At 60.8% G+C, this 12,121-nt stretch carries 10 protein-coding genes; 8 read left to right on the plus strand and 2 right to left on the minus strand.

Annotation, left to right across the window (positions count from 1 at the left end; genetic code table 11):
* The first annotated feature begins 160 nt into the window (after positions 1-160).
* Complete coding sequence (metK, locus tag NYP16_RS11635) at positions 161-1,369, plus strand: methionine adenosyltransferase (protein WP_429913154.1); 1,209 nt, start codon at positions 161-163, stop codon at positions 1,367-1,369.
* A gap of 7 nt (positions 1,370-1,376) precedes the next feature.
* Positions 1,377-2,069 (plus strand): tRNA (guanosine(46)-N7)-methyltransferase TrmB, encoded by a 693-nt coding sequence (gene trmB / locus NYP16_RS11640; protein WP_274944319.1) that lies wholly within the window; start codon positions 1,377-1,379, stop codon positions 2,067-2,069.
* An 80-nt stretch (positions 2,070-2,149) separates the two neighbouring features.
* Here the strand turns inward: trmB and feoB are convergent, their stop codons facing one another.
* Complete coding sequence (gene feoB, locus NYP16_RS11645) at positions 2,150-4,024, minus strand: ferrous iron transporter B (protein WP_274944320.1); 1,875 nt, start codon at positions 4,022-4,024, stop codon at positions 2,150-2,152.
* Between the two features lies 1 nt (position 4,025).
* On the minus strand, positions 4,026-4,358 hold the full coding sequence (locus tag NYP16_RS11650; RefSeq protein WP_274944321.1) for a FeoA family protein: 333 nt from the start codon (positions 4,356-4,358) through the stop codon (positions 4,026-4,028).
* Between the two features lie 458 nt (positions 4,359-4,816).
* Between NYP16_RS11650 and NYP16_RS11655 the strand changes: the two genes are divergently transcribed.
* The 6 genes from NYP16_RS11655 to truB are packed head-to-tail and all read left to right on the plus strand — an operon-like array spanning position 4,817 to position 12,121.
* On the plus strand, positions 4,817-5,431 hold the full coding sequence (locus NYP16_RS11655; RefSeq protein ID WP_274944322.1) for a ribosome maturation factor RimP: 615 nt from the start codon (positions 4,817-4,819) through the stop codon (positions 5,429-5,431).
* Positions 5,431-6,972, plus strand: a complete 1,542-nt coding sequence (nusA, locus tag NYP16_RS11660; protein WP_274944323.1) for a transcription termination factor NusA — start codon at positions 5,431-5,433, stop codon at positions 6,970-6,972. Before NYP16_RS11655 ends, nusA begins: the two co-directional genes overlap by 1 nt.
* A 33-nt stretch (positions 6,973-7,005) precedes the next feature.
* A complete protein-coding gene (locus NYP16_RS11665) occupies positions 7,006-7,650 on the plus strand; it encodes a DUF448 domain-containing protein (protein ID WP_274944324.1) in 645 nt (214 codons plus the stop codon).
* Positions 7,651-7,672: 22 nt separating this feature from the next.
* On the plus strand, positions 7,673-10,678 hold the full coding sequence (gene infB, locus NYP16_RS11670) for a translation initiation factor IF-2 (RefSeq protein WP_274944325.1): 3,006 nt from the start codon (positions 7,673-7,675) through the stop codon (positions 10,676-10,678).
* Between the two features lie 27 nt (positions 10,679-10,705).
* Positions 10,706-11,152 (plus strand): 30S ribosome-binding factor RbfA, encoded by a 447-nt coding sequence (rbfA, locus tag NYP16_RS11675; RefSeq protein ID WP_274944326.1) that lies wholly within the window; start codon positions 10,706-10,708, stop codon positions 11,150-11,152.
* A gap of 3 nt (positions 11,153-11,155) precedes the next feature.
* Positions 11,156-12,121, plus strand: a complete 966-nt coding sequence (gene truB / locus NYP16_RS11680) for a tRNA pseudouridine(55) synthase TruB (RefSeq protein ID WP_274944327.1) — start codon at positions 11,156-11,158, stop codon at positions 12,119-12,121.

Here is a 12,121-nt window from a genome sequence, read left to right on the forward strand (position 1 = left end):
GTAAAAGACGAAAGCTTTCTGAAAAAACTCGCTGGGACTATATGAGGGGGACATAAAGACTCTATTATATAAAGGAGTCTTTATGCTTGTTCTTTGCTGCGACCTCCGCTAATGAATAATCATGCCGGGTTGTCTGAAGCGGCCTGCAAAAAGTCATGATATGAACCCCGTCGCCAAGCTTAAACGAAGGAGCCAGCGCGTGTCCCGTCAGCGGTATCTGTTTACGAGTGAATCCGTTTCCGAAGGTCATCCCGATAAGGTCGCCGATCGTATTTCGGACGAGATCCTCGACGCCTTTCTGGCCGCCGATCCTTATTCCCGCGTGGCGGTGGAAACCATGACCACCACCAACCGCGTCGTGCTCGCTGGTGAAGTGCGCTCGGCGTCGTCGCTTGGTAAAGATGACCTGATCGAGCGCGCGCGTTACGCCGTCCGGGACATCGGCTATGAGCAGGACGGCTTCCATTGGAAGAACATGGAAGTTGATGTCCATGTTCATGAACAGTCGGCCGATATCGCACAAGGCGTTGATGCCGCTGGGAACAAGGACGAAGGTGCTGGCGATCAGGGCATTATGTTCGGTTACGCCTGCCGCGAAACCGATGTGCTGATGCCGGCGCCGATCACGCTGTCGCATCGCATTCTGAAGGCGCTGGCCGATGCCCGTCATGGCGGTCTGAAGGAACTCGGCCCCGACGCCAAAAGTCAGGTGACCCTGCAGTATGAAAACGGCAAGCCGGTGACGGCCGATACCGTTGTGGTCTCGACCCAGCATGCCGACGGCCTGAGCCAGGACGACGTGCGGGCCATCGTCACGCCCTATATCGAAAAATGTCTGCCCGAGGGCTGGATGCCTAAGGCTGACAAGATCTATGTCAATCCGACCGGCAAATTCGTGATCGGCGGCCCCGATGGGGATGCCGGTCTGACCGGCCGCAAGATCATTGTGGATACTTACGGCGGGGCGGCTCCCCATGGCGGCGGCGCGTTTTCGGGCAAGGATCCGACCAAGGTCGACCGTTCGGCTGCTTATGCCGCGCGCTATCTGGCGAAAAACGTGGTGGCGGCAGGCTTTGCCGATCGTTGCACGCTGCAGCTGTCCTATGCCATTGGGGTGTCGAAACCCTTATCGCTTTATGTCGACATGCATGGCGCGAGCGACGTCGATCAGGACAAGCTTGAGCGTGTGCTGATGGAGCTCATGGACCTGAGCCCGCGCGGCATTCGCGAACATCTGAAGCTCAACCAGCCGATCTATGCGCGGACGGCGGCTTATGGTCATTTCGGGCGGATTCCCGATGACACGGGCGGTTTTTCATGGGAAAAGACGGACCTTGTCGACGCCCTGAAGAGTGCTTTTAACGCCTGATAGCTTGATGAAACCAGACATTCAATTTTATGGCCGCCGCAAGGGTCACCCCTTGCGGCTGCAGGCGCAGGATCTTGTAGATGGCCTGCTGCCTCAGATCGCGGTTCCTATTCCACCTCTCGGGTCGGTTCTCGAACCCCGGGATCTGTTCCCCGATCCGGCGCGTCCGCTTTGGGTTGAAATCGGCTTTGGCCGGGGCGAACATTGCGCGGCTCAGGCGGCGAATAATCCGGACGTCAATCTGATCGGCTGTGAGCCGTTCATGAATGGTGTTGCTGGCTTGTTGATGGAAGTCGATGCCCGGGAATTGCAGAATGTGCGCATTCTGCATGAAGACGCGCGGTTTCTGCTGCCAGCGCTGCCGGAAGCCTCGGTGGATCGGGTGTTTTTGCTGTTCCCCGACCCCTGGCCCAAAAAGCGCCATCACAAGCGCCGCTTCATCAGCCCTGAAAATCTTGATCTTCTGGCCCGTGTGCTCAAGGACGGCGGGGAATTCCGCTTTGCCACCGATCACATGGATTATTGCCGCTGGGGGCTTGAACGGGTGATGGCCCATCCCGACTTCGACTGGACCGCCGAGGAGGCCGCCGACTGGCGCAACCGTCCCGACGACTGGGTCGAGACCCGCTATGAGCGGAAGGCGCTTAGGAAAGGCGACAGCTGCGTCTATCTGCGCTTCCGGCGGCGTCCGCGCGGCTGACGGATGGATTGCCGGGTCGAGCCGACAATGACAAGTTCAAAATATTATTGTCATACGCGGGCTTGACCCGCGTATCCATGCTAGCCGAGCAGCGCTTTCGAGATCCAGTAGGTCGCACCGGCAAAGACATAGGCCAGCACGAACAGATAGGTGAGCATGAACAGCGGCCATTTCCAGCCGTTGGTTTCACGCCGCGTGATCGAGATCGTCGAGATGCATTGCGGGGCGAACACGAACCAGGCGAGGAAGGCGAGCGCGGTTGGCAGCTCCCAGGCTCCGCGCAGGGTCTGGACCAGGGACTGCGCCACCGCGTCTTCGCTGCCCTGAAGTGCGTAAACGGTCCCGAGCGCACCGACCGCCACTTCGCGGGCGGCCATGCCGGGCACCAGCGCGAGCGAAATTTCCTTGTTGAACCCGATGGGGGCGAAAATCACCTCAAGCCCGCGACTGAGATAACCAACGATGGAATAATCGATGGCGGGCAGCAGCGCGCCGGGCGGTGGGGCCGGAAAGGTCGCGAGGATGTAAAGGATGATCATCGAGACGAGAATAGTGGTCCCGGCGCGCTTCAGAAAGATCATGGCGCGCTGATAAAGCCCGATCACGAGGTCGCGCAGCACTGGCCATTGATATTTCGGCATCTCCAGCAAAAAGGTCTGGGACGCGCCCTTGACCAGTGAATGGCGGAGAATGGCAGCGATGATCAACGCGCTCAGAATACCTACGAGATAGAGCACGAACAGCACGAAGCCTTGCAAACCGAACGGGCCCATGACCGTGCGGTCGGGAATGAAGGCTGCAATAATGACGGCATAAACCGGTAGCCGGGCCGAGCAGGTCATCAGGGGCGCGATCAGGATCGTGGTCAGGCGGTCGCGCGGATTGTCGATGCTGCGCGTGGCCATGATGCCCGGAATGGCGCAGGCGAAGGACGACAGCAAGGGAATGAAGGCGCGGCCGTTCAGGCCGACGCGAGCCATCAAGCGGTCCATAAGAAAGGCCGCCCGGGTCATATAGCCCGACTGTTCCAGGATGATGATGAAGGTGAACAGGATCAGAATCTGCGGCAGAAACACCACCACGCTGCCGACCCCGGCCAGAATGCCGTGGGTGATGAGCGACGTGAACCAGCTTGGCGTCATATGAGCGGCGGCGGCGTCTTGCAGCCAGAGAAAACCGTCCTCGATCCAGGTCATGGGCGTTTCGGCCCAGGCGAACACGGCCTGGAACATGAAAAACATGATGGCGGCGAGAATGATCGGTCCGGCCACAGGATGCAGCACCACGGCGTCGATGGCCTGGGTCATGCGTCGCGCCTTGCCGACCCCGAGGGTGACGGCGGTGGCTATGCGGCGGGCTTCGGCCTGGAGCGTTTTGACATCGGCGCCGGGCCCCATGGGCTCAGGCTGGTGGGCGGCGGCGCGGTCAATGAGCGCGGGCAAAGCCGCCATCAGATCGCCAAGGCCGCGACGGCGCACGGCGACGGTCGGGATTACCGGCGCGTCCAAAAGCTCGGACAGCTTGTCGATATCGATGGTGATGCCGTCACGGGCAGCGAGATCGATCATATTGAGCGCGACCACGATCGGCAGACCGAGCTGGCGCAACTCAAGCACAAAGCGCAGATGATTGCGCAGATTGGTAGCGTCGACCACGCAGACCAGCGCTGATGGCCGCGATTCGCCCACCTGGCTGCCAAGCACCACGCGCCGGGTGACTTCTTCGTCAGGGCTGCGCGGGGTAAGGCTATAGGCGCCCGGAAGGTCCACAAGGTCAATTTCCCGCCCGTCAGGCAGGGGGAGCCGCGCCGATTTGCGCTCCACCGTGACGCCGGGATAATTCGCGACCTTTTGCCGGGCCCCGGTCAGGGCGTTGAAGAGCGAGGTTTTACCAGCATTCGGATTGCCGACCACGGCAACAGTGCTCAAGAAGGCGGCGGCAGACGAACTGTTCATATCAGGATTTCGCCCCTGCAAGCTCGTTGTCGAGGGGGTCGAGGGGGAGGGAGGTAGCGGCTCCATAGGTTTCGGCGCTCGGGACCAGCATGACATGGACTTTGGCGGCCTCGCTGCGGCGGATGGCGATGATGACGCCCTCGACACTGACGGCCAAGGGGTCGCCGCCAAAGGGACCCTGATGGATGACTTCGATCTCGATCCCTTCATCGAATCCCATTTCATGCAGGCGAAGATGCATGTCGCTGCCGCTATGATCTGGATCAATGGCTGTAATCAGGGCTTTCTGGCCGCGCGTGAGGCCGGAAAGCGACAGCTGGGACGAGAGAGACATGACCTGGGGGTACCTCGAATGAGAACTGTTGTTGCAAATGTTTCTTAATAGCCACTCTTAGCAAAATTATTCCGGCCCGCCAAGTCTTCCCTAAGAAGACCTGTGGCAAGGCATGGAATTCCCGTTGAGGCGAGGGTTCGGGGCGACCGATTGCCCGGCGGGGTCGCAGCATTTGCGAGCTATTCCGGGCGATGGTATAGTGACGGGAAGCCCGCAGGCCGGCTTGCGATCAAATGGCTTGCAGCGGCGCAAAGCTTCTCTATGATGACGCCCCGACGACTCGTGTCCTGAAAACCTTAGGTTGAGGTTTCCTAACTTCGAGCTTCTCGTGTGAAGTGGGACTTGTACCTGCTTTCTTTTGTTTACGAGAGGAGTCCTCTTCCGGGCGCCAAAAGTGCCTTGGGGAAGGGGGCTCTTTGGCTTTTTTCTAAGCCCTTATTGAATTGTATGGAGGCATCTTGACGACGGACGCAGAGCGATTGGAAGCGATGTTGGCGCCTGTGGCGGCCGAGTTCGGCTTTGATCTCGTGCGTCTTGTTATCTCGAAGGTCGGTGGCCACTCGGTGATCCTCCAGATTCTGGCCGAGCGGCCTGACGGCAGCATGACCATTGATGATTGCTCCAGATTGAGCCGGGCCTTTTCGGCTGTGCTTGATGAACAGGACCCGCTGCGCGATGCTTATACGCTTGAGGTTGGATCGCCGGGCATTGATCGCCCGCTGATGCGGCTCAAGGATTTCGAACGCTTCGCCGGGCGCGAGGCGCGTCTTGAAGTCAAAACCGCCCTTGAGGGGCAACGCCGCTTCCAGGGTGTGCTCGCCGGTGTGCGTGACGGGCAGGTGCTGCTTAAGGTTGCGGCCGAAGATGCGCCGGCCGGGCTTGATGTGGCGGAGCCACTCGCGCTGGCGATGGATGAGATTTTGAAGGCCAAGCTCATTGCGAGCGATGCTTTTTTGAAAGCCGATCTGACCCGGGCAGAACAACTGCTTGAGGCCGCAGAAGGTGATAATACCGAAGCTGATCCGGACATCCGCAAGCCGCGGCCCGGACAGAAGCAAAAACGGAGTGGATGATGGCGACGGCTGTTAGTGCAAACCGGCTGGAACTGCTGCAGATCGCGGATGCGGTGGCGCGGGAGAAGACGATCGATAAAGAGGTCGTGCTCTCCGCCATGGAAGAAGCCATTCAGAAGGCTGCACGCTCCCGCTATGGCGCGGAAAATGAAATCCAAGCCCAGATCGATCGCAAAAGCGGGGAAATCCGCTTGTTCCGCATCATCGAGGTGGTTGAGGAGGTCGAAAATCCGGCCACCCAGACCGATCTCGTCTCTGCCCGCGAGCGCAAGCCCGACGCGGCAATCGGCGATATTCTGGCCGACAGCCTGCCGCCTATGGATTTCGGCCGTGTCGCCGCCCAGACGGCGAAACAGGTCATCGTCCAAAAGGTTCGTGACGCCGAGCGTGAACGTCAGTTCAACGAATTCAAGGATCGCGTCGGTGACGTCATCTCGGGGATCGTCAAGCGCGTCGAATACGGCAATATCATCGTGGATATCGGCCGGGCCGAGGCCATCGTACGTCGCGACCAGCTGATCCCGCGGGAGCATTTCCGCAACGGCGACCGCGTGCGGGCCTATATTTATGACGTCAAGCGCGAACAGCGCGGCCCGCAGATTTTCCTTAGCCGCACCCGGCCGGAATTCATGGCCAAACTGTTCATGCAGGAAGTGCCGGAAATCTATGACGGCATCATCGAGATCAAGGCCGTGGCCCGTGACCCGGGCAGCCGCGCCAAGATCGCCGTGACCTCCAATGATCACAGCATCGACCCCGTGGGTGCCTGCGTCGGTATGCGCGGCAGTCGTGTGCAGGCGGTGGTCGGCGAACTTCAGGGCGAAAAGATCGACATCATTCCGTGGTCCGCCGATCCAGCTACCTTCATCGTCAACGGCTTGCAGCCGGCTGATGTGGCCAAGGTGGTGATGGACGAGGAAAACCGCCGCATCGAAGTGGTGGTGCCGGACGATCAGCTGTCGCTGGCCATCGGCCGTCGCGGCCAGAACGTGCGCCTCGCCTCGCAGCTCACCGGCTGGGTCATCGATATCATGACTGAAGCCGACGAATCGCAGCGCCGTCAGGAAGAGTTCCGTCAGCGCACCCAGCAATTCGTGGCTGAACTTGATGTGGACGAGACACTCGCACAGCTTCTGGTGACCGAGGGCTTCTCGGACATCGAAGACGTGGCTTACGTGGATGCGGCCGAATTCGCCAGCATCGAAGGGTTCGACGAGGCACTGGTGTCTGAATTGCAGCGCCGCGCCCGTGAGGCCATCGAAGCTCAGACGGCTGCCGCTGAAGTGCGTCGTCAGGCCCTTGGCGTCAATGACGATCTCGCTGGTATCGACGGCCTGACGCCGCAGATGCTGGTGATCCTGGGTGAAGCCGGGGTTAAGACACTCGACGATCTCGGCGATCTTGCCGCTGACGAACTCATTAACTCGGAAGACGGAATCCTCCGCACTTTCGGACTCAGCGAAGAAGAGGCCAATGCTATTATCATGTCCGCCCGCGCTCATTGGTTCGCGGACGACGCAAAGGCTGACGGGGCGGCCTGAGGCCTCTCCGTCCTCGGAACTTGGGAGTTGGTTATGGCCGATCCCGAACGTCGATGCCTTGTAACGGGTGATAGCGGACCAACCGGCGGGTTGGTGCGCTTTGCCATCGATCCTGCAGGACGGGTAGTACCCGATCTCGCCGGGCGGTTGCCTGGTCGTGGCTATTGGCTGGGCGCTTCCCGCGCGACAGTTGATCTCGCTGTTAAAAAACGTCTTTTCACCAAGGCGGCAGGACGGGCCGGTAAATTCGGCGCCGGAAAAGAGCTGAGCGCCGATCAGATTGTGGCCGATCCGGCCCTTGGCCAGCAGGTCACAGATCTGTTGACCAAAAGCTGCCTCCATCTTCTTGGGCTTGCGCGGCGCGTTGGCCTGGTGGAGCTCGGATTTGAAAAAGTACGCGAATCCCTTGTTGCCAATCCCGCTATGGTTTTGATCACAGCCGCGGATGGGGCCTTGGATGGCCGGGGAAAATTGATCCGCCCAGGGCGACGCGTGGTGGCGCTTTTCACCCGCGAAGAATTGAGTTTGGCATTAGGGCGTGAAAATGTGGTACATGCTGCGCTGCGGCCTGAAGGGCTCGGCGCGAAATTTCTTGTCGAGCTTGATCGTCTGTCCGGGTTTCGCGACCAGGTCACGGACGCCGACAAGGTGACAGACGACAAGACGACGGAATTCTGACAGGAAGCTGAAGGCATAAGGTATGAGTGACAAGGACAGCCAGGAAGACAACAAGTTGGCCGCTAATCGACAGACTTTGCAGTTGAAAAAGTCTGGCGATGCCGGCCCGGTGCGTCCAAGTCTGGCACCGACACGTGGCAAGGCGACGGTGGTCGTCGAGCATAAACGCAAGCTCATCCGCAAGGATAAAGCCCCGGCGGAGGTTGCTGCAGCTGCTCCGACCGTGGCGCCTCAGCCGACGTTTGACAGCTCGATCTTGAAGCCGCGCGCTCCGGACGTGCCGGTTGTGCCGGTGACTGCCCCGGTTCAGGCTGCGGCTCCGGTTGAGGCTTCGGCCCCAGCCCCGGTTGAGGCTCCGGTTCAGGCGGCGGCCCCGGCCCCGGCCCCGGTTCGAACCCCAGCTCCAGCTCCAGCCCCGATTCAGGCGGCAGGTCGGGCCCCGGCTCCGGCGAAGGCGCCACAGGCTGCCTCGCGTGGTCAGGGCAAGCCTGCGCAACGCGGTTCCGGTCAGAATCGGTCCTCCGGACAGTCGGGCGGCGATGTCCGCTTGACGGAAGGCGAACGCGAAGTGCGCTTCCGCGCCCTTGAAAGCGCCAAGCGCGTTCAGGAGGAAATGCGTCTCCAGGAAGCAGAAAATTCCCGCCGTTATGCTGAAGAGAAAGCGCGTCGTGACGCCGAAGATCTCGCGGCTCAGGAAGCTCGTCGCCGTCGCGATGAAGAAGCCCGGCGCAAGCAGGAAGATGAAGATCGTCTGAAGCAGGCGGAAACCCGCGCTCAGGCGACCGAAGAAGCCCGCACGTCCGCTCCGGCGGGAAGTGGGGCTTCAGTTCAAGCCAAATCCGATTTCCGTCCAGAAGCACGTGGTGATCAGCGCCCGGCTCCGCGTGGGGATGCCGCTCGTGGCACCGACCAGCGCGGTCCGCGCCCCGGTGCCCGTCCTGATGCTCGTCCCGATGCGGCACCTGCTCGCGCTCCGGCGGCCCATGTGGCCGATGCCTTGAAGCGTGTCGGTGCAGCCGGCCGGGGCCAGGGGCCTGAGGATGATGATGCAGGAGGCCGTCGCCGGAGTTCCGGCGGGGGTGCAGGGGCTGCCCGTCCGGGTGGCGCTAATCGCCCGGCTCCGCGCACCGTCCGTGAAGATCCGCGCAAGGGAACGGCCAAGCTGACCGTAACCCGCGCTCTGAGCGATGATGATGGCCGCACCCGCAGCCTGGCGTCGATCCGTCGTCGCCGCGAAAAAGAAAAGCGCGCTCGTGATGAAGCGCAGCCGGTCAAGATCGTACGCGATGTTGTTATTCCGGAAACGATCACCGTGCAGGAACTGGCCAATCGTATGGCCGAGCGCTCCGTGGACGTGATCAAGGCCCTGATGAAGATGGACGTCATGGCGACCATCAACGAAGTGCTTGATGCCGACACCGCTGAAATCATCGTGGCGGATTTCGGTCATAAAGCGCGGCGTGTGAGCGAATCCGACGTCGAAATCGGCATCGGTGGTGAACCGGATCGCGATGAAGATCTGCGGACGCGTCCGCCGGTCGTCACCATCATGGGTCACGTCGATCACGGCAAGACCTCGCTTCTCGATGCGCTCCGCACCACCAACGTGGTTTCGGGCGAGTCGGGTGGCATTACCCAGCATATCGGGGCTTATCAGGTCACGCTCGCGAACGGCGCCAAGATCACCTTCCTCGATACGCCGGGCCATGAAGCCTTTACTGCCATGCGGTCACGCGGTGCGAAAATCACCGATATCGTGGTGCTGGTGGTGGCCGCCGATGATGGCGTCATGCCGCAGACCATCGAGGCGATCAATCACGCCAAGGCAGCTGAAGTGCCGATGATCATCGCCATCAACAAGATGGATAAGCCGGGCGCGAAGCCCGAGCGTATCCGTCAGGAATTGTTGCAGCATGGCATCGTCGTCGAAGAGATGAGCGGTGATGTGCTTGATGTGGAGATTTCCGCAAAAGAACGCACCAATCTCGACAAGCTGACCGACGCCATTCTGTTGCAGGCCGAACTGCTTGAACTCAAGGCCGATCCGAACCGTCCAGGTGAAGGTGTGGTCGTCGAAGCCGAACTCGATCGCGGTCGCGGTCCGGTGGCGACGGTCCTTGTGAAGCGCGGCACCCTGCGGGTGGGCGATGTTCTGGTGGCTGGTTGCGAATGGGGCAAGGTTCGTGCCCTCCTCGATGATAAAGGCCGCCGCGTCGAAGAAGCCGGTCCGTCTCTGCCGGTCGTCGTGCTCGGCTTGAACGGCACCCCGTCGGCTGGTGATGACTTCGCGGTTGTTGAAACCGAAGCTCGTGGTCGCGAGATTGCCGACTTCCGTCTGCGTCAGCGCGAAACCAAACGCCATGGTGTCCGCGATACGCTCGAGACTATGTTCGAGCGGATGAAGGTCACCCAGGCTCAGGGGCTGCCATTGCTGGTCAAGGCCGACGTGCAGGGCTCTACCGAAGCGATCGTCAGTTCGCTGCAGAAGCTCAACACCGATGAGGTGGCGGCGCGCATCGTACATAGCGGCGTGGGCTCCATCAGCGAAACCGATGTGACGCTGGCCAAGGCTTCGAACGCGCCGATTCTCGCGTTCAACGTCCGCGCCAATGCGCAGGCACGGGACCTCGCCGAACGTGAAGGCGTCGAGATCCGTCATTACTCGATCATTTACGATCTGATCAATGACATCAAAGCCGCCATGTCCGGCCTTCTTGCGCCAGAGCGCAAGGAAACGGTCATCGGTATGGCCGAAGTGCTGCAGGTCTTCCAGGCTGGCAAAACCGGCAAGGCTGCCGGTGGTCTGGTCATTGAAGGCACGGTCCGCTCGGGCGCCAAGGCGCGTCTGTTGCGCGATAACGTCGTTATTTATGATGGCGAACTCGGCTCGCTCCGTCGCTTCAAGGATGAAGTCAAGGAAGTGCGCTCGGGTATCGAATGCGGTATGTCCTTCGTCAATTACACCGATCTCAAAGTCGGCGACAAGATCGAGGTCTATGAAGTGACCGAACTGAAACGGTCCCTTTAAAGCAGCGATCAGTAGGAACGTAGCGTTATGATCAAGTCCTCCCGGTCCGGGTCCAAATCCGGAGCCACCGCCGGGCCGAGCATGCGATTGCTCAGGGTCGGTGAAATGTTGCGCCATGCACTCTCGGAAGTGCTGGCGCGCGGGGAATTGCGCGATCCGGCTTTGCTCGGCGTGTCGATCACCGTCTCCGAAGTGCGGCCGAGCCCGGATCTTCGTCAGGCAACGGTGTTCATCATGCCGCTTGGCGGCGCCGATGTGACACCGGTGCTTGAGGGTCTTGCCCGCTCGGCCGGGCATCTTGCCCATCTTGTGTCGGACAAGGTGACGCTGCGCTATTTTCCGCGCTTCATTTTCCGCCTCGATCCATCGTTCGAGACGGCGGGCAAGATTGAAAGCCTGCTGCGCGACCCGCGGGTGGCCCAGGACCTTGATCATCCGGCTGAGGATGATCAGGACACGGACGAGGGCCTGTAAGGGTTGGCGCGCGGACGTATTCTGAATGGCTGGCTCAATATCGACAAGCCGCTTGGCCTGACCTCGACCCAGGTGGTCGGGCGGGTGCGCCGGCTGACCCAGGCGGCCAAGATCGGTCATGGGGGAACCCTTGATCCGCTCGCAACCGGGGTGCTGCCGATTGCACTTGGCGAGGCCACGAAAACCATTCCCTTCATCATGGACGGCGTGAAAACCTATGCCTTCACCGTGCGGTGGGGCGAGGCGCGCTCGACCGACGACCTTGAAGGCGAGGTGACGGCAAGCTCGGATCTTCGCCCGACGGCGGCAGAGATTGCTGCTGTCCTGCCGCGTTTTATCGGCGAAATCGAACAGGTGCCGCCGATTTATTCCGCCATCAAGATTGATGGCGCGCGAGCTTATGATCTCGCCCGCGCCGGGGTGGAGATCGAGATGAAATCGCGCCGGGTGCTGATCCATCAGCTTGAGGCTGTAGCGAACCCGGTGGAACTCTCGGGCCCCGATTATGGCAGTTTCCGGGTGACTTGCGGCAAAGGCACCTATGTGCGCTCGCTGGCCCGGGATATTGCCCTGACCCTTGGCACCTTTGGCCATGTGGTGGTGCTGCGGCGATTGCGGGTGGGGCCGTTCCGAACTGAGGATTATGATCATGCGCTCGGTACCGCCGGGGGAGCTGCCCCGGCGCAAGCGGCGATTTCGCTGGATAATCTGGCGGAATTGGTCCATATTGCGCCGCCTGAAAAGATACTTCTTCCTGTTGAGACCGCGCTGGACGGCATCCCGGCGCTGGCCGTGACAGGAAGCGAGGCGCAGCGCCTCAAAACGGGGCTTAGCCTCAAAACGGAGCAAACGCTCCAATCCCCGAGCAGCCAGCAGGGGACCGTCGCCGTGATGGCGGGGGACGTGCTGATCGCACTGGCTGCACTCGAAGACGGCGAATTACGCCCGGTTCGGGTTTTTAACCTTTAG

It is taken from the genome of Govania unica (assembly GCF_027920805.1).
Taxonomy (GTDB): domain Bacteria; phylum Pseudomonadota; class Alphaproteobacteria; order Sphingomonadales; family Govanellaceae; genus Govanella; species Govanella unica.